Here is a 17096-nt window from a genome sequence, read left to right as displayed (position 1 = left end):
CGCACGCACCACGGCCCGCGGGCTATCCGACGCGAATTTGAAGACACTCCCTAGGTCGCGGACCGGACCGGCGGAGCCGGGGGAGCCGGACCGGGCCGGCCCGGACCGAGCGAGCCCGGGTGCGATCCCGGGCCGGGCCCGTCGGCTGATCAGGCCGGGATGATGCGTACCGGCATGTCCTTCACGCCGTTGAGGAAGTTCGACCGCATCCGCCGTGCCGGGCCGGTGAGTTCGACGCGCTCGATCTTCCGGGCCAGCGTCTTGAACATGATCTCGAGTTCCAGCTTGGCCAGGTGGCGGCCCAGGCAGAAGTGCGGACCGCCGCCGCCGAAGCCGAGCATCGGGTTGGGGTCGCGGCCGATGTCGAAGGTGTGCGGGTCGGCGAAGACGTCCTCGTCGTGGTTCGCCGAGCTGTAGTACACGATCACCTTGTCGCCGACCGAGATCTTCTGGCCGCCGAGTTCCGTGTCCTGCACGGCGGTTCGCCGGAACGCGTTGACGGGGGAGACCCAGCGCACGATCTCGTCGGCGGCGGTCGGTGCCAGGCCGTCCGGGTCCTCGCGCAACCGGGCCCACTGCTCCGGGTGTTCGATCAGCGCGAGCATGCCGCCGGATATCGCGTTGCGGGTGGTCTCGTTCCCGGCGACCGCGAGCAGCATGAAGAAGAGGTCGAACTCCAGCGCGGTGAGCTCGTTCCCGTCGCGGTCCGGCTGCACCAGCTTGGAGACGATGTCGTCGACCGGGCACGCGCGCTTCTCGGCGCCGAGCTGGTCGGCGTACTGGAACATCTCCATCTGCACCGCCTGGCCGGCCTCCAGGCCCTCGCCGAGGTCGGGGTCCTCCGCGCCGACGAGCTTGTTGGACCAGTGGAAGAGCTGGTGCCGGTGCTCTTGCGGGACGCCCATCAGGTCGGCGATCACCACGAGCGGCAGCTCGGCGGAGGCCATCGTGACGAAGTCGCCCTCGCCCTGCGCGACCGCCTCGTCGACGATGCGCTCGCACGCCTCCTCGACCTTGCCCTCCAGGGTCAGCGTGGTGCGCGGCGTGAAGCCGCGGTTGACGATGTTGCGCAGCCGGGAGTGCTCCGGCGGATCCATGTTGAGCATCATCAGGCGCTGCGTGTCGAGCGCGTCGCCCACGGGTTCCTGGAGCAGGGACAGCCGTTCGTGGGACGAGAAGATCTCCGGGTTGCGGGACACCGTCACGACGTCGGCATGCCGCGTGACCGCCCAGAATCCTTCGGGGACTTCGGGGTCGGGGTGGCGGTGGACGGGCGACTCGCGGCGCAGCGTCGCGAAGGCGGCGTGCGGGATGCCGTCCTCGTAGGCGTCGGCGGAGTAGACGTCGAGGTCGGCGACGTCGGATGCGGCGGGTGCGGGGTGGGGCACGGCGGACCTCTCAGGACGGAAAAGGTACGGGCGGTGCGCGAGGTGGTACGGCTCGTTGGAGCGGTGCCCCGGAGCATGCCATGGGGCCTGCGCACGGGGAAGACAGATTTCCTGACGGTCCGGGCGTACGGGTGATCTGTCCGGGACACGCCGTCGCCGGGTGCGCCGCACATCGAGGGAAAGATGACGCTTTGCTACTTTATAGACACTTTCGGTAGTCGTTCCGATGCTGTGCCGCAAGCGCCACAAGCGCCCCAGGCATGGGTCAAGCCACCAAATCCCCGGTCGCGGCAAAGCGTGCCGTCCCCAGCGCTTCCCCCTGCGCCCTTTCGAGGAGTCCCCATGGCTTTGAACATCTCCACCGTCGTCCTGCTCGGCGTGATCATGTTCCTTTTCATCCGCAAAGGCGGCATGAAGATCTGGCACGCCGTCGTGTGCGTGCTGCTCGGCTTCTACGTGGCCGGCACCGCCATCGCGCCGAGCATCCGGACGAGCGGCAACAGCGTCGCGAACCTCCTGGGCAACCTCAACTTCTGAGGGCCCCGCGGCAGGCACGGGTACGCCGGGTCCCACCGGCGTACCCGGCACGCCGACCCCCCGCGAGTACGGCCCGACCCCCCCGACCCGACCCACCCGGCTTATCCGGGTCACACGACGAGGCGCAGCCGCTTCCCGGCCGTGCCGACGTCCACCCGCTCCCCCCACGACAGGACAAGGCGGTCCGCCTCGATCCCGTCGCCGAACGCCACCAGCCCCTCGGACTCGACGGTCAGCGACAGCGTCGCCGACCCGTTCAGCGTGCCGTGGGTCAGGCCGGTTGCGGTGGTGGGGGAGGCCCACGCCTCGCGTACGAACCACGCCAGTTGCTCCTGCGTGGGCGTGGGCAGCGCGGGCGCGCCCGGGCGTTCGCGCTGCACCGAGCCGCACCATCCGGTCGACCCTGTCCCGGTGCCGACCAACACCCCCGAGGACGCCTGCCGTTCGGAGCGTCCGTCGGGGGTGGTGATGCGGTAGCGGGCGGTCTGGTGCGTCGGGTGGCCGAGGAACACCTCGTTGAGTGCGGTGAGGGTACGCCCGTCGTCGGTGCGGGCCTCCGCCATCGTGCGCATCTCGCAACGCGCCCGGCCGCCTTCGACCTCGGCGAACAGCCGTGCGCAGTCGTCGGCTTGATGCCGGGTCAGCAGTCCCTCGCCGCCCGGGTCGGCCTTGACTCCGATGACCGGCTGCCCGTCGAGGTACTTGGCGACGTTGGCAACCAGGCCGTCTTGGCCGACGACCACGACGACGTCGTGCTCGTCGAACAGGAAGCGGTCGAGGTCGCCGCGCTCCACGCTGCCGCGCCGCCAGTGCGCGGGCACCGAGGCCCCCGCGCGGGCCAGCGCGTCCTGGACGACGTCGGCCCCCTTCTCCAGACTCGACGAGCTGAGGCCTTTGTTCTTGAGGAAGAACCGGCCCTGGTTGACCGTGCCGTGCCGGTTGATCAGGTCCTGCAGTGCGGACTGGCGGTGTACGAACACCGCCCTGGGCACCTGGGCCATCAGGCGCGGCCCTGGTTGATCGGGTCGTCGTTGTACGGGCTCTGCGGATTCTGCGGGCTCTGCGGACTCCGTGGACTCCGCGGGCCTTGCGGGCCGAGGGCGGTCGGAGCCGCCGGGCCGTCGGGGCCGGGCGGCCGCGACCCCCCGAGCCGGGCGAGCGCTCCGCTGATGAGGTCGGGCGTGATGTTGAGCGTGCCGATGTTCGGGAACTGCTCGGCGAGTTCCTGGGCCGCGAGGGCGAGCAGCACCGCCGGATCGGCATTCGCGTACGCCGCGACATGCGCGGCATGCGCCTCCGCCTCCGCGGCACCGAGTACGCGCCGGTTCTCCGCCGCCGTCGCGGCGGCCAGCCGGTCGCGTTCCGCCCGCGCCTCGGATTCGATGCGGGCCGCGGCGGCCGTCTCCTCCGCGCGCCGACGGTCGTTGAGGCCCTTGCGCTCGACCAACTGCTCCTCGCGCCGGGCCAGTTCGATCTGGTTCTGGAGTTCGTTCTCGGCGATGGCCCGCTCGCGCTCGACGGCGAGCGCACGCCGCTCGAACCCGGCGGCGTCGGCGGCCTGTTGCACGCGCTCGCGGGCCGGCGCCTGGAGGGCGCGCTCCAGGTCGGCGTCGGGGCGGATCGAGGTGATGCGCACCCCCAGGACGGAGACGCCCGAGTCGCTGAGCCGCGCGTCCTCGGCCAGGCCGGTGGCCACGCGCGTGCGTACCTCGGTCAGTCCGCGCGTGACGGCCTCCGTCAGGTCGAGCCCCGCGAGGGTGTCGACGGCGTGCTGCTGCGCGCTCTCGGTGAGCAGGGACGCGAGCTGGTCGAGGGGAGTGGACCGCCATTGGCCGGTGCCGGGGTCGACGCCGAAGTCCAGCCGGGTGGCGGCGACTCCGGGGTCGGTGATGCGGTAGGTCACGGTGCCCTGCACGGTCGCGTCCTGGAAGTCGCGCGTGCGGACGTGGAAGAGCACCGGCAGTTCGCGGTCGTCGATCGGGACCTCGCTGAGCGCCGCGATCAGCGGCCGGAACCAGAACGCGAGCCCGAGGCCCTCGTGGACGACCTCGCCGCGGCTCTGGTGGCGGACCCACTGGACCGGATCGGCGCGCAGGTGGCTGACGAACGGGCGGCGCTGGATGTGGACCATCGGAACTCCCCCGGGGGCGGGTGGGCGGATCAGGCTGATCTCATGTCGTCATAATGACGATAACCAGGGCGCGTGTTTCTCGTCAACGAGACGAATTCGGTCGGCGGTCGGTTCCGGTCACCGGGTCCAAAGTCCCGCCCGGCCGGGACCGACGGCCGGGGCAGGCGGTCAGATGTGGTGATACCCATCGGAACGGGTACGCGTCCCGCTGTCCGCCAAGACGCGCGCACCCTGCGCCGACCCGTGCGCCCGAGCCGTGGAGGAACACGTGAACACCGCAGTCGAGACCGCCAAGCCGTCGATCCCCGGTCCCGCAGGGGCCTCCCCGGGGCTCGTGGTCGTCGGTACCGACGGATCCGATCCCGGCATGCGCGCGGTCATGCGGGCCGCCGCCGAAGCGGTACGCCGCGGCGCGATGCTCCGCATCGTGCACGCGGTACGCGTCCCCACCGCCGCGCCCCCGCACCCCAAGGGCAGCCCCGAGGGCCGCGAAGTGCCCGACGCCCCCGCCCAACAGGCCGCCGCCCGCCTCGTCGAAGCCGCCGCCGCCCGCGTCCTGCACCGGCACCCGGAACTCTCCGTCGAGGGCGACGTCGGCGTCGGCCTGCCGGGCGACGTACTCCTCGAAGCAGCCGGAGAAGCCGAGTTGATGGTCGTCTCGTCCCGGGGCCGCGGCGGGTTCGCGGACCTGCTGCTGGGCTCGGTGGCCCGCTTCCTGGCCGCCCGCACGCCCTGCCCGCTCCTCGTCGTCCGCGGCGAGCACGGCGATCCGAGCGAGGACGGCGACCTCGTCCTCGACGGGGGCAAGGTCGTCGTCGGCATCCAGGGCGAGGGCGACGCACCGACCGCCCGTGCGGCGTTCGGGGAAGCGCGGCGGTGGGGGCTGCCGGTCTCCGCGGTGCACGCGTACGCCTGGCCCGGCTACGTCGGCCTCTCCGGCCCCAGTCCCGAGGACCTCAAGGCGGTCACCGAGGCGCACGCCGTCTGCCTCGACAGTGCGCTCGGCCAGGTCCGCGGGCTCTACCCGGACGTCCTGAGCACCGAGCAGGCGGTCCTCGGCGACGCGGCCGGCACCGTCGTCGAGGCCAGCTCGGACGCCGCGGTCGCGGTCGTCGGGGTACGCCACCGCAACGGCCTTTTGCGGCACTGGGTCGGCCACGTCGCCCACGCCGTCATCGAACACGCCCGCTGCCCGGTCCTGATCGTCCCCCTGGCCTGACCGCACCTCTCTCCGGCCCGGCCACCCGCGGCCGCCCACGGCCCACCGTCCCCCGTCGGACCCTTCCTCCGGACCTTCCGGCCCGGCCGCCCGGTCCGACTGTCCCGGCCCGACTTGTCCCGGCCCGGCCACCCCGGCCCGGCCACCCCGCCCCGGCCACCCCGCCCCGGCCACCCCGCCCCGGCCACCCCGCCCCGGCCGTCCCCGGCCAGGCCCCGCCTTCCGTCTGGCCGACACCCCTCCGGCGCGCATCCGCCGGTAAACGTTCCCCCGGTCCTTCGCGAGAGTTTTCAATCAGTGATTGAAAACTCTCGCGAACCGTGCTGTCATGGCCGCCCATGAGCACCCGCGGCAGGACCACCGGAACCACCGGCCGAGAGCGCGTACCGAACGGTGCGACGGCCGCGACCCGGGCGCGCCTGCTGGCCGAGGCCGAGCGCCTGTTCCTCGCGCAGGGCTACGAGAAGGTCTCCGTGCGCGCCGTCAACGCCGCCGCCGGCATGAACCCGGCCGCCGTGCACTACCACTTCGGCTCCAAGGAGGCCCTGGTCGTCGCGCTGCTCCAACAGCGCCTCGGCCCGCTGTGGGCGGACGGCCTCGACGCGCTCGGCGCCCGCCGCGCGGCCGGCTGGGTGCCCGAGGCCGCCGAGCTGGCGGCGATCATCGTCCGCCCGTTCGACCGGCTCGTGCGGACACCCGACGGCCCCATGCTGCTGCACCTGCTGGCGCGCGTTGTCCTCAACAACGACAAACTCCCTTGGAACGAGCCGTGGTTCGGCCACCGGCCGTGGCGCGGACTGCTCCAGCTCATGCGCCCGGACCTCGGCGCCGACGCGGTGCGCGACCGCTGGCGGCTCGCGTTCACGCTGCTGCTCCAGACGTACGGCGAACCCCTCGCGCCCGCCGACCGGCTCGGCGCCACCCCGCCGCCCGACCCCCGCCAAGTGGTCGCCTTCATCGCCGCCGGGCTCGACGCCCCCGACCCGGCGGCCGACGACCGCCCCGGCCCGCCCGGCGGCACGTCCGCCGGCGTGCCCACCGACCCGTCCACCGCCCCCGGTCCCACCCCCGATCCCGCCCCCGAAGGGTGAACGCCTTGACCACGCCCATCGACACCCCCGCCATGCGCACCCCCGCGGACGCCGCACCCGACGTCCTCGCGCCCGCCAAGCTCGGGCCACTGACGCTGCGCAACCGCATCATCAAGGCCGCCACGTTCGAGGGCGTCACGCCGGACGCACTCGTCACCGACGCGCTGATCGACTACCACGTCAAGCCCGCGGCGGGCGGCATCGGCATGACCACCGTCGCGTACTGCGCCGTCGCACCCGAGGGACGCACCGATCGGCACCAGATATGGATGCGGCCCGAAGCGGTGCCCGGCCTGCGCCGCCTCACGGACGCCGTGCACGCCCAAGGCGCCGCGGTGTCCGCCCAGATCGGCCACGCCGGCCCGGTCGCCAACGCCAAGTCGAACCGGCTGCCCGCGCTCGCGCCCGGCCGGCTCTTCAGCCCGATCAGCATGAAGACCAGCAAGGCCGCGACCGAGGAGGACATCCGCCGGGTCACCGAGGCGCACGCCAACGCGGCCCGCACCGCGGTCGAGGCCGGGTTCGACGCCGTCGAGATCCACCTCGGCCACAACTACTTCGCAAGCGCGTTCCTGAGCCCGAAGCTGAACCGCCGCAAGGACGCGTACGGCGGCTCGCTGGAGAACCGCGCCAAGGTCGCCCGCGGCGTCGTGCGCGCGGTGCGCGACGCGGTCGGCGACCGCATCGCGGTCACCGCCAAGCTCAACATGGCGGACGGCGTGCCGGGCGGCATCTGGCTCACCGAGAGCCTGCAGACCGCGAAGTGGCTGGAGGAGGACGGCGGCCTCGACGCCCTCGAACTGACCGCCGGAAGCTCGCTGTTGAACCCGATGTACCTCTTCCGCGGCGACGCGCCCATCCCGGAGTTCGCGGCCACCTTCCCGCAGCCGACGCAGCTCGGCATCAAGCTGATGGGCAAGAAGTTCCTGATCGCGTACCCGTACCAGGAGGCCTTCCTGCTGGAGTACGCCCGGCAGTTCCGCGCCGAGATGAAGCTGCCGCTGATCCTGCTCGGCGGCATCACCAACCGCGAGACGATGGACCTCGCGATGGCCGAGGGCTTCGAGTTCGTGGCGATGGGCCGGGCCATCCTGCGCGAGCCCGACCTGATCAACCGGATCGCCGCCGACGAGTCCCGACGGGCCGTCAAGTCCCTGTGTATCCACTGCAACAAGTGCATGCCGACCATCTACAGCGGTACGCGCTGCGTCGTCGTGGACCCGGAGCCGCCCCGCACCTGAGGCGCGTTACGCTCGGCTACTCGGGACCAGCGGGTCCGACGGGCGCCGGGAGCGGCTTCATCGGGAGGGGCAGCATGTCGAGGACGCCACGGGGGAGTTCGCGCCGACGCGTGCGGGTGTCCGAAGCGGCCGCGGCCGCCGCGCTGTTCGCGGTGTTCGGTCTCACCGGGTGCGCCGACGGCGGCGCCGAGGACCTGGTGAAGGGCAAGAACGAGGACGAGGCCGCGGCGTCGGCCACCGCCAAGGCCGACGGAGGCAAGGGCGGCGACGGGGGCAAGGGCGGTGACGCGGGCAACGGCGGTGACGCGGGCAACGGCGGCACCCAGCCCAAGGTTTCCGGCAGCCCGGCCCCCGACGGCACTGGCGACGACTCCGGCTCGGACTCCGGATCCGACGACCAGCCGGGGGCCACGGTCACCGACAAGGCGGTGCCGGCCCCGAATGCCGTCTCGCCGATCGACGGCGTAGTCGCGTACACCGTCGAACGCACCCACGAGAAGCGGCGCGTCGTCTACGACCTCACCCCTCCCGCGGGCGGCGTGCACAATGCGCGCTGGCTCAACTGCGGCATATACCGGACCGGGCAGGACGCGAGCATGGCCGTGCACTCGATGGAGCACGGCGCGGTGTGGGTGACCTACCGGCCGGACCTGCCGAACGACCAAGTGGCGGAACTGGAGGCGCTGTTGGGCGGCCCCTTCGTGCTGCTGACGCCGTACGACGGTCTCCCCGCCCCCGTGGTCGCCAGCGCGTGGGGCGTGCAACTCGCGTTGGAGTCCCCGTCGGACCCGCGCCTGGCGCAGTTCGTGTCGTACTACCGCGAGGGGCCGCAGACGCCGGAGCCCGGAGCGCCCTGCACGGGCGGGGTCGGCAGCCCGCGGTGACGACGGCGCGGCGTGGCGCGGCGGACCGGGTGCGGCCCGCCTCCGCCCACGCCGCGCGCCGACCGTACGCCCGCCCGGCATGCCTCGGACCCGCCGGTCACCCCGCATCGCGGTCCGGCCGGCGCCTCAGGCCAGGTAGCGCGTCAGCGACTCGATGATGCAGGCGGGCTTGGTCTCGCCCTCGATCTCGACGGTGATCTTGATGGTCACCTGGATTCCGCCGGGGACATCGCTCACCGCCGCGATCTCGGCGCCGCCCCGGATGCGCTGGTTCACCCGCACCGGGTTCGGGAAGCGGATCTTGTCGACGCCGTAGTTGACGCCCATCGAGATGTTCTGGACCTCGACGATCTGCGGCAGGAAGAGGTTCGACAGCGACAGCGTCAGGTAGCCGTGCGCGATCGGCGCCCCGAAGGGGCCCTCCTTGGCCTTTTCGACGTCCACGTGGATCCACTGGTGGTCCCCGGTCGCGTCCGCGAACAGGTTGATGCGGTCCTGGGTCACCTCCAGCCACTCGCTGTAGCCCAGGTGCTTGCCCAGCGAATCCTTGATCTGCTGCAGATCCGTGAACGTGGTGACGGCCATGAATTCTCCCTGACGAACGGTCTCCGGCACCCCTTGTATAGCAAGCACGGCGCATCTGACGGTCCGCCAGGTGGCGCTTGTCATACGGGAATCCGGCGCACCGACGACCCGGCACCCGGCCTCGCCCGGCCCGGGACCTGGCCGGCTCCTGGTCGGCTCCGTCCCCACTTCCGACTCCCGCTCCCGACACCCACGGCCCGATCCGCGTACCGGGTCGGCCCGACCCCGCACGCGGATGATCACGTTCGGTCGTCGGCGACCGATGAGTTTCGGTGGTTCAGGCGGTCTGCATAGGTGGGCCGGGATGTTCACGGCGGCCCGTGACTTGCCGCGTTCCCGGCCGGTCCGCACACGTGTGCGGTTCCCGGTCGGCCGCGGCCTCGGCGGGAAGTCGGCGGAAGGGGTACGACGGTGAAAGTGCGTGTCGTCGCGGGGGCGGTGGTCGTGGACATCGGCGCGTTGGTACGCGCCGATGTCCCGGGCCTGTGCGCGCGGGTGGACGAAATGCTGGCCCGGGTGCCGGGTGCCCGCCTGGTGTGCGACGTAGGGGCGGACTGCCGGGCCGATCTCGCACTGGTCGACGCGTTGGCGCGGCTCCGGCTGCTGGCGCGGCGCCGCGACCGGGCGTACCAGATCAGGGACGCCCCGCCCGCACTCACCGACCTGCTGGGACTGGTCGGCCTGCGCGGCGCCGTACCGGTCACAGGGCCGCCGGGGTTGCCAGGGCCGCTGAACCGCGCCCCGGCGGCCCCGGACCGCGCGCTACGACTCCAGGCGGTCCGGGAGCCCGAAGAGGGGGAACAAGCGCTCGGTGTCGAGGAACGAGTTGAGGCCGACGATCCGACCCTCTGAGATCTCGATGACCTGAAGCGCCCACGGCTCGTGCAGGCCGGGCCCGGCCGGACGGTACTGGCCGAACGCGGGGGTGCCGTTGGCGGCGACCACCGGGATCATGCGCGATCCACGGCATCCGTTGCCGACGCCGAGCATCCAGGCACGGACCTCGTCCGCGCCGCGCAGCCACAGCTCGAACGGCGGCATGGACAGCGTGACGTCCTCGTGCAGCAGGGAGGCCAGGCCGTCGAGGTCGTAGCTCTCGAACGCCTTGACGTACTTGGCCAGCAGCTCCCGCTGCGCCTCGTCGTCGGGCTCCTCGAGGTCGGTCGACGCGACGTCCACCGCGGCGAGGGTGGCACGGGCGCGTTGCAGGGCGCTGTTCACGGAGGCGACCGAGGTGTCGAGCAGCTCGGCGACCTCGGACGCCTGCCACGCCAGCACCTCGCGCAGGATCAGGACGGCGCGCTGGCGGGCCGGCAGGTGGTGGAGCGCGGCGACGAACGCCAGGCGCACCGAGTCGCGCGACACCACCACGTCGGCCGGGTCGCCACCGACCAGCACCTTGTGGTCGGGGGTCGGCGCGAGCCAGGTGTTCTCCGGATGCGTCGTCAGCGTGGGGTTCTCGGCGGACCCGACCGTCGTGAAGTCGGTCGGACGCGCCTTGCGCTCCTTGCCGTTCAGCATGTCGAGGCACACGTTGGTGGCGATCCGGTACAGCCACGACCGCAGGGCCGAGCGGCCCTCGAACCGGTCGTACGCGCGCCACGCACGCACCATCGTGTCCTGGACCGCGTCCTCGGCCTCGAAAGGCGAACCGAGCATGCGGTAGCAGTAGCCGGTCAACTCCACCCGGTGCTTCTCGAGTGCGAGTTCCAGCGTCGCGGTTCCGTCGGCGTCGATCACGATTCCGAGCTTAGGACGGCCCACCGACAAACGGCCCCCGGATGTGCGATTGACAACGCGGGGGCCGCCGGACGGCAACCCAGTGCCACCGTTTCGAGGCGTTTCGCTACGCTGTGCGGTCTTCCTCCGGGACGGGCGCCCAGGCGACCCCGTTGATGTGGCTGCCTCCGCCCACGAACAGCGTGTTCCCGGTGACGTACCGAGCGTCGTCAGACGCCAGGAAAACGGCGACCCCGCCGATGTCGTCCTCCGGGTCGCCCATGCGTCCCATGGGGTTGCGGGACTCCGCCTCCGCGGCGCCGGTCGGGTTGATCTTGGCGTACGCCGCGAACGCCTCGGTCTTGGCGCCCGGGCAGATGACGTTGGCGCGGATCTGGTGCGGCGCCCACTCGCGGGCGGCGGTGCGCGTCAGCGCGCGCAGTGCCTCCTTGGCGATGTTGTACTCGGCGGTGAACTGGTGGGCGTTCACGCCGTTGAGCGAGCAGATGTTGACGATGCTGCCGCCGCCCGCGCCGCGCATGTGCGGGAACGCCTCGCGCATCGTCCACCAGCCGGACCACAGGCCCATGTGCAGCCCGTGGTCCAGGAGTTCGTCGGTCTTGTTCTCCAGGCGGTTGATGCGGCCGCCGCCCCAGGCGTTGTTGACCAGGACGTCGATGCGCCCCCACCGCTCGACCGCCGCGGTGACCAGGCCCGTCGCCTGATCCTTGACCGTGACGTCGGCGGGGACGACGAGCACGTCCACACCGAAGTCCTTCCTGATCTCCTCGGCCGCCGCCTCCGCGGCCTCCGGCCGGATGTCGTTCACGAGGATCCGTGCGCCCTCCGCGGCCATCTTGCGCGCGATGCCGCGCCCGATTCCGGCCCCCGAACCGGTGATGACCGCGACCCTTTCCCGCAGTCGTCCCATTGACCCGCCTCCCGTGCCCAATTATTTGACTTAGTTAAGTTCCTATGACGCTGCGTCAAGATCCGCAAGTACCTTGAGGACGCGGTCGCACGGCAATCGCGAAACCCCGGGGCCAGGAGGGGCGGTCCGCGCCCGGCGACGACAGCCCGGCTCGGGAAGGTGGGGCTGCGGGCGGGCGCCATACCTTACTATCTTTAGCAAGATAGAACCGCTCGTCAGAGCCCGTCAGACGGGAACCGGGACCCACATGCGTCAGCGGCAGATGCGCCAGCCCAGGCTGGCCGAGATGGTCTCCGACGACCTGCGCGAGGAGATCCTCGCCGGACGCCTGCGCCAGGGCGAGAGCCTGCCCCGGCAGGAGGACCTGATGGCGCGGTTCAACGTCAGCGGCCCCTCGGTCCGCGAGGCGCTGCGGATCCTGGAGACCGAGGGCCTGGTGACGGTACGCCGCGGCAACGTCGGCGGCGGGACGGTGCACCTGCCGACCTCGGCGCGCGTCGCGTACACCCTCGCCCTGGTCCTGGAGGCGGAGCAGGCACCGCTCGCCGACCTCGGGTCCGCCGTCATCGAACTGGAGCCGATCTGCGCCGCGCTGTGCGCGCAACGCGCCGACCGCGCCGACTCCGTCGTTCCCGCGCTGCGCGAAGTACTCGCCGAGCAGCGGGAGATGACGGGCGACGCACCCGCCTTCAACGAGGCGGCACGGCGTTTCCACGAGGTGCTGGTGGCCGGCTGCGGCAACGCCACGCTCTCACTCGTCGTCGGCGGCCTGGAGCAGGTGTGGTCGCGGCACGAGGAGGAGTGGGTGCGCGAGGCGTCGGCGGCCGGTTCGCAACCCGCGCGCGAGGCGTTCGACGCCGGCCTGCGCGACCACGAGAAGCTGGTCGACGCCATCGAGGCGGGCGACTCGGCCCGCGCGTCCCGGATCGCCGGCCGGCACCTGGACGCGACGCAGCGCTACACGGGCCGCGAGGACGCGGCCCGCAGAGTGCGGTCCCGACTCGTGCGCTGAGGCGCGCCGGTCCGTCGGGCCGCCCGACCTGGAGGCGGATATGCGCGAGGCGGTCATCTGCGAGCCACTGCGGACACCGGTGGGAAGGTACGGAGGGGCGTTCCGCGACGTCTCCGCCGCCGAGCTGGGTGCGACCGTGGCACGCGAACTGGTGCGCCGCACGGCGCTGCTCCCCGAGCAGGTCGACGACGTCATCCTCGGCCAGTGCTACCCGAACGGCGAGGCGCCCGCGATCGGCCGGGTCGTCGCACTCGACGCGGGCCTGCCGGTGGAGGTGACCGGCCTTCAGATAGACCGGCGCTGCGGATCGGGGCTCCAGGCCGTGCTGTACGCGGCGATGCAGGTGGCGGCCGGGGTGAGCGACCGCGTGCTCGCGGGCGGCGTAGAGAGCATGAGCCAGACCGCGTTCTACTCGACACAGATGCGCTGGGGCGCGCGCGGCGACGGAATCGCGCTGCACGACGGGCTGGCCCGGGGCCGCGTCACCGCCGGGGGCCGCAACTTCCCGGTGCCGGGCGGGATGTTGGAGACGGCGGAGAACCTGCGGCGGGAGTACGGGATCGGCCGGGCGGAGCAGGACGAACTCGCCTACACCTCGCACATGCGCGCCGTCGCGGCGCAGAAGTCCGGGGCGTTCGCGCACGAGATCGTGCCCGTCACCGTTCCCGGCGGCCGCAAGGGGGATGTGCTGGTCGACACCGACGAGCACCCACGGGCCGACACGACCGTCGAAACCCTCGGCCGCCTGCGGCCCGTGATGGGGCGTCAGGACCCGGAGGCCACGGTCACCGCGGGCAACGCCAGCGGGCAGAACGACGGCGCCGCGCTGTGCCTGGTGACCCACCGCGACGAGGCCGAGCGGCTCGGGGTGCGCCCGTACGCCCGCCTGGTCGCCTGGGCGGTGGCCGGGGTCCCGCCCGCGACGATGGGCATCGGCCCGGTGCCGTCCACCGCGAAGGCCCTGGAGCGTGCCGGGCTGACGCTGGCGGACATCGACCTGATCGAGCTGAACGAGGCGTTCGCCCCGCAGGTTCTCGCGTGCACGCGCGAATGGGGCTTCGGCGAGGCCGACTTCGACCGGCTCAACGTGAACGGCTCGGGCATCTCGCTCGGCCACCCGGTCGGTGCCACCGGCGGCCGCATCCTGGCGACCCTGCTGCACGAGATGCGGCGGCGCGACGCGCGGTACGGCCTGGAGACCATGTGCATCGGCGGCGGCCAGGGGCTGACCGCCGTCTTCGAACTGCTGTAGCACCCGGCCCGCGCTCCGGCCGGCGACCCACCCGGTTCTCCCACCTCGCCCTCCAACCTCGCCCTCCAACCTCGGCTCTCCGGGACCGCACTTCCGCTGCGCGCATCTGGATCATTCACGCCGCACGCGCGAGGATGCCGCCGCACGGCCCGGCATGTGCACAGTACATATGCAGGACACGGCCCCACATGCAGTACACGACTCCGCACGACTGGCACACCGCAAGGAGAAACGATGGACCCGACGCCTCGTCAGGTACGGTTCTCGGCCCTCGAATACGGGACCCGCAACCAGCAGGGCGCCCCCCTCGACGTGGTCGCCGACCGCTGGGACCCGGACGGGCCGCTGCAAGGCACCGTGCTGCTCCTGCACGGCGGCGGGCAGGCCCGGGGCTCGTGGACCCGCTCCGCCGTCGCGCTGGCCGCCCACGGCTGGACCGCGCTGGCGCTCGACCAGCGCGGACACGGCGACAGTGACTGGGCCGCCGACGGCGACTACACGATCGACGCCTTCGTCGCGGACGCCCGCGCGGTGGCCGACGCCGTCGCCGCGGAGCAGGGCCGTCCGCCGGTCCTGGTCGGCGCGTCGCTCGGCGGCTGGGTGTCGCTGCTCGCCGAGGGCGAGGCGCCGGGGCACGCGCGGGGGCTGGTGCTGGTCGACATCACGCACCGGACGGAGCGTCGGGGAGTGGACCGCATCCGCGACTTCATGCTCGCGCACCGGTCGGGCTTCGCCTCGCTCGACGACGTGGCCGACGCGCTGCACGGCTACCAGCCGGACCGGCCCCGCCCCACCGACCCGGCCAAGCTCGCCCGCAACGTACGCCGGCACGCCGACGGCCGCTGGTACTGGCACTGGGACCCGGCCTTCATGGGGAGCCTCGGCGCCGACGGCGGCCGCGGACCCGAGGTCACCCCCGAACGCCTCGCGGACGCGGCCCGGAAGGTCGCGGTGCCGACCCTGATCGTCCGCGGCCGCCAGTCCGACGTGGTGAGCGTCGAGGCGGTACGCGAAATGCTGGCGCTGATACCGGGGTCCACGTTCGCCGACGTCGCCGACGCGGGCCACATGGTCGTCGGCGACGACAACGACGTGTTCACCGGTGCGCTGGCCGGACTCCTCGACTCCGTGGCCGCCCTGGGTTAGCATCGGCCGCGCTCTTCTATTCTTATAAAGATAGAGATCTAAGGCCCCTGGAGGCAGTCGTGCGCAAGGACGACATGATCCTCATCAGCGTGGACGACCACATCTGTGAGCCGGCCACGATGTTCGACGCCCACGTCCCCGCCCGCTACCGCGACCGGGCGCCACGCGTCGTCCTCCGCGACGACGGCGTCCAGCAGTGGATGTACGGCGACGCGCGCGGCCGCGACCTCGGCCTCAACGCGGTCGCCGGCAAGCCGCCGGAAATGTTCAACATCGACGCCAGCCGCTACGACCAGATGCGCCCCGGCTGCTACGACGTGCACGAGCGCGTGCGCGACATGAGCGCGGGCGGCCAGCTCGCGGGGCTGAACTTCCCGAACTTCACCGGGTTCTCCGGCCAGGTGCTGTGGCAGGGACCGGACCGCACGGTGAACGAGGTGATGATCCGGGCGTACAACGACTGGCACGCCGACGAGTGGTGCGGGGCGTACCCCGACCGCTTCATCCCGTGCGGCATCCTGCCGCTGTACGACGTCGAGCACGCCGTCGCGGAGCTGCGCAGGCTCGCGGCCAAGGGCGTGCACGCCGTGACGTTCTCGGAGAACCCCGAGGCGCTGCAACTGCCCAGCATCCACACGCGCTACTGGGACCCGCTCTTCGCGGCGGCGTGCGACGAGGGCACCGTCCTGTGCCTGCACGTGGGTTCGTCGTCGCGGCGGGCGCCGTCGTCGTCGGACGCGCCGGCGAGCGTCAACATGACGCTGTCGTCCACGATGTCGACGTTCTCGCTCGTCGAACTCATCTGGGCGGACCTCTGGGAGCGCTTCCCGGACCTGCGGTTCTCGCTTACCGAGGGCGACATCGGGTGGATCCCGTACTTCCTGTGGCGCGCCGAGCACGTGCAGCGGCGGCACTCCGGCTGGACGAAGGCGACCTTCCCCGAAGGGCTTTCCGGTCCTGCCGACGTGTTCCGCAAGCACATGCTGTGCTGCTTCATCAGCGACGCGGTCGGTGTCGACCTGCTGCACCACTTCAACACCGACAACGTGTGCTGGGAGTCGGACTACCCGCACTCGGACAGCAGTTGGCCCAGCGCTCCCGAGGAGCTGGAGACGCTCTTCGCGGACCTGCCGGACGAACTCGTGGACCGCATCACGCACGGCAACGCGATGCGCCACTACCGCTTCGACCCCTTCTCGACCCGTCCGCGCGAGCGCTGCACCGTCGCCGCGCTGCGCGCCGAGGCGCAGGACGTGGACACCGTCACGCACGTCGGGCGCCGCGCCGACGACCGGGACCTGGAGAGCTGGAGCCGGCTGACCACGGGGCGCGCGCCGCAGCCGACCACAGCTCCGGCGGACGCCTCCTAGACCGGCACGGCACGCACGGCAGGTGCGTCGGGAACGGCTCCCTGGTACGACAAGCACGACAGGTACGACAGGTGCGGCGGCAGAACAGGCACGACAAGCAGCACGCGCATCACCGGCAGAACAGGCAGAACAGGCAGAACGGGCACAGCAGGTACGACGGTTCGACAAGGAGCGGCACGTGAGCAACACCGACAACGCGGCAACCCCCGCGACCCCCGCCATCCGCACCGGGGCGCGACTGCGCAGCCAGGTCTGCACGACCGAGGTCATCGTGGTCCGCCCGCCGGCGGGCGGCGTCGACCTCACGTGCGGCGGGCGCCCGATGGTGGCCATCGACGCCGAGGTACGCGAAGGCCTGGCCCCGGAAACGGAGTTGGCCGGTGGAGCGCTGCTGGGCAAGCGCTACACCCTCGCGGCGGACGACACGTTCGAGGTGCTGGTCACGAAGGCCGGGGCGGGCACCCTCGCCGACGGCGGCGAACCGCTCGTGGTCAAGGAGGCCAAGGCGCTTCCCGCCAGCGACTGACCGGACCGTGCGCGCCGCCGGGGGGTGTGCACGGTCCGGCGGGCTCGGCGGCGGGGGGACCGCC

Annotated in this window: 17 protein-coding genes; 11 read left to right on the top strand and 6 right to left on the bottom strand. The window is 72.2% G+C overall.

Annotated elements, in window-relative coordinates:
* Positions 1-149: 149 nt before the first annotated feature.
* Positions 150-1388: a cytochrome P450 gene (locus AB0C36_RS39260; RefSeq protein ID WP_358363674.1), complete on the bottom strand. Its 1239-nt coding sequence runs from the start codon at positions 1386-1388 to the stop codon at positions 150-152.
* Between the two features lie 342 nt (positions 1389-1730).
* On the opposite strand from AB0C36_RS39260, the gene AB0C36_RS39255 reads away from it, so the two are divergent.
* Positions 1731-1925 (top strand): DUF2304 domain-containing protein, encoded by a 195-nt coding sequence (locus AB0C36_RS39255; protein WP_358363673.1) that lies wholly within the window; start codon positions 1731-1733, stop codon positions 1923-1925.
* Between the two features lie 110 nt (positions 1926-2035).
* On the opposite strand, the gene AB0C36_RS39250 is transcribed toward AB0C36_RS39255, so the two are convergent.
* Complete coding sequence (locus AB0C36_RS39250) at positions 2036-2926, bottom strand: NAD(+)/NADH kinase (RefSeq protein ID WP_358363671.1); 891 nt, start codon at positions 2924-2926, stop codon at positions 2036-2038.
* Positions 2926-4056 (bottom strand): SPFH domain-containing protein, encoded by a 1131-nt coding sequence (locus tag AB0C36_RS39245; protein WP_358363669.1) that lies wholly within the window; start codon positions 4054-4056, stop codon positions 2926-2928. The genes AB0C36_RS39250 and AB0C36_RS39245 overlap by 1 nt, the downstream gene beginning before the upstream one ends.
* Before the next feature lie 268 nt (positions 4057-4324).
* Here AB0C36_RS39245 and AB0C36_RS39240 point away from each other — a divergent pair, with 268 nt between their 5' ends.
* From AB0C36_RS39240 to AB0C36_RS39225, 4 genes are all read left to right on the top strand, one after another.
* Positions 4325-5275: a universal stress protein gene (locus AB0C36_RS39240; protein WP_358363668.1), complete on the top strand. Its 951-nt coding sequence runs from the start codon at positions 4325-4327 to the stop codon at positions 5273-5275.
* A gap of 338 nt (positions 5276-5613) precedes the next feature.
* Positions 5614-6366, top strand: coding sequence for a TetR/AcrR family transcriptional regulator (locus AB0C36_RS39235; protein ID WP_358363667.1), 753 nt, complete (start codon positions 5614-5616; stop codon positions 6364-6366).
* Positions 6367-6398: 32 nt separating this feature from the next.
* A complete protein-coding gene (locus AB0C36_RS39230) occupies positions 6399-7607 on the top strand; it encodes an NADH:flavin oxidoreductase (RefSeq protein WP_358363676.1) in 1209 nt (402 codons plus the stop codon).
* 74 nt (positions 7608-7681) lie between these two features.
* Entirely contained in the window at positions 7682-8491 is an 810-nt protein-coding gene (locus tag AB0C36_RS39225) for a thioredoxin-like domain-containing protein (RefSeq protein WP_358363665.1), read from the top strand.
* Positions 8492-8617: 126 nt separating this feature from the next.
* Here AB0C36_RS39225 and AB0C36_RS39220 read toward each other — a convergent pair whose 3' ends face one another.
* Positions 8618-9076: a MaoC family dehydratase gene (locus tag AB0C36_RS39220; protein WP_358363663.1), complete on the bottom strand. Its 459-nt coding sequence runs from the start codon at positions 9074-9076 to the stop codon at positions 8618-8620.
* Between the two features lie 411 nt (positions 9077-9487).
* Here AB0C36_RS39220 and AB0C36_RS39215 point away from each other — a divergent pair, with 411 nt between their 5' ends.
* On the top strand, positions 9488-9928 hold the full coding sequence (locus tag AB0C36_RS39215) for an STAS domain-containing protein (RefSeq protein ID WP_358363661.1): 441 nt from the start codon (positions 9488-9490) through the stop codon (positions 9926-9928).
* On the opposite strand, the gene AB0C36_RS39210 is transcribed toward AB0C36_RS39215, so the two are convergent.
* Both AB0C36_RS39210 and AB0C36_RS39205 read right to left on the bottom strand, forming a co-directional pair.
* Positions 9839-10816 (bottom strand): sigma-70 family RNA polymerase sigma factor, encoded by a 978-nt coding sequence (locus AB0C36_RS39210; protein WP_358363659.1) that lies wholly within the window; start codon positions 10814-10816, stop codon positions 9839-9841. The two genes, AB0C36_RS39215 and AB0C36_RS39210, sit on opposite strands and share 90 nt — an antisense overlap.
* 106 nt (positions 10817-10922) lie before the next feature.
* Positions 10923-11726: an SDR family NAD(P)-dependent oxidoreductase gene (locus AB0C36_RS39205; RefSeq protein ID WP_358363657.1), complete on the bottom strand. Its 804-nt coding sequence runs from the start codon at positions 11724-11726 to the stop codon at positions 10923-10925.
* Between the two features lie 247 nt (positions 11727-11973).
* Between AB0C36_RS39205 and AB0C36_RS39200 the strand changes: the two genes are divergently transcribed.
* From AB0C36_RS39200 to AB0C36_RS39180, 5 genes are all read left to right on the top strand, one after another.
* Positions 11974-12738 carry a FadR/GntR family transcriptional regulator gene (locus AB0C36_RS39200; RefSeq protein ID WP_358363655.1) on the top strand — a complete coding sequence of 255 codons (765 nt, stop codon included), beginning with the start codon at positions 11974-11976 and terminating at the stop codon, positions 12736-12738.
* Between the two features lie 40 nt (positions 12739-12778).
* Positions 12779-13990, top strand: coding sequence for an acetyl-CoA C-acetyltransferase (locus AB0C36_RS39195; protein WP_358363654.1), 1212 nt, complete (start codon positions 12779-12781; stop codon positions 13988-13990).
* Between the two features lie 234 nt (positions 13991-14224).
* Positions 14225-15136: an alpha/beta fold hydrolase gene (locus AB0C36_RS39190; RefSeq protein ID WP_358363652.1), complete on the top strand. Its 912-nt coding sequence runs from the start codon at positions 14225-14227 to the stop codon at positions 15134-15136.
* Between the two features lie 59 nt (positions 15137-15195).
* The gene (locus AB0C36_RS39185) at positions 15196-16506 is read left to right on the top strand and encodes an amidohydrolase family protein (RefSeq protein ID WP_358363650.1); all 1311 of its coding nucleotides are present in this window, start codon (positions 15196-15198) and stop codon (positions 16504-16506) included.
* Positions 16507-16684: 178 nt separating this feature from the next.
* Complete coding sequence (locus AB0C36_RS39180) at positions 16685-17032, top strand: hypothetical protein (protein WP_358363648.1); 348 nt, start codon at positions 16685-16687, stop codon at positions 17030-17032.
* Positions 17033-17096 lie beyond the last annotated feature (64 nt).

Origin of the sequence: Streptodolium elevatio (genome assembly GCF_040649515.1) — a bacterium.
GTDB classification, from domain to species: Bacteria; Actinomycetota; Actinomycetes; order Streptomycetales; family Streptomycetaceae; genus Yinghuangia; species Yinghuangia elevatio.
This window is presented reverse-complemented; position numbering and strand designations above follow the sequence as displayed.

Coding starts and splice junctions, on each gene's coding strand:
- AB0C36_RS39225 (WP_358363665.1), top strand. CDS start 7,682: ATGTCGAGGACGCCACGGGGGAGTTCGCGCCGACGCGTGCGGGTGTCC.
- AB0C36_RS39200 (WP_358363655.1), top strand. CDS start 11,974: ATGCGTCAGCGGCAGATGCGCCAGCCCAGGCTGGCCGAGATGGTCTCC.
- AB0C36_RS39235 (WP_358363667.1), top strand. CDS start 5,614: ATGAGCACCCGCGGCAGGACCACCGGAACCACCGGCCGAGAGCGCGTA.
- AB0C36_RS39205 (WP_358363657.1), bottom strand. CDS start 11,726: ATGGGACGACTGCGGGAAAGGGTCGCGGTCATCACCGGTTCGGGGGCC.
- AB0C36_RS39255 (WP_358363673.1), top strand. CDS start 1,731: ATGGCTTTGAACATCTCCACCGTCGTCCTGCTCGGCGTGATCATGTTC.
- AB0C36_RS39250 (WP_358363671.1), bottom strand. CDS start 2,926: ATGGCCCAGGTGCCCAGGGCGGTGTTCGTACACCGCCAGTCCGCACTG.
- AB0C36_RS39230 (WP_358363676.1), top strand. CDS start 6,399: ATGCGCACCCCCGCGGACGCCGCACCCGACGTCCTCGCGCCCGCCAAG.
- AB0C36_RS39195 (WP_358363654.1), top strand. CDS start 12,779: ATGCGCGAGGCGGTCATCTGCGAGCCACTGCGGACACCGGTGGGAAGG.
- AB0C36_RS39220 (WP_358363663.1), bottom strand. CDS start 9,076: ATGGCCGTCACCACGTTCACGGATCTGCAGCAGATCAAGGATTCGCTG.
- AB0C36_RS39190 (WP_358363652.1), top strand. CDS start 14,225: ATGGACCCGACGCCTCGTCAGGTACGGTTCTCGGCCCTCGAATACGGG.
- AB0C36_RS39245 (WP_358363669.1), bottom strand. CDS start 4,056: ATGGTCCACATCCAGCGCCGCCCGTTCGTCAGCCACCTGCGCGCCGAT.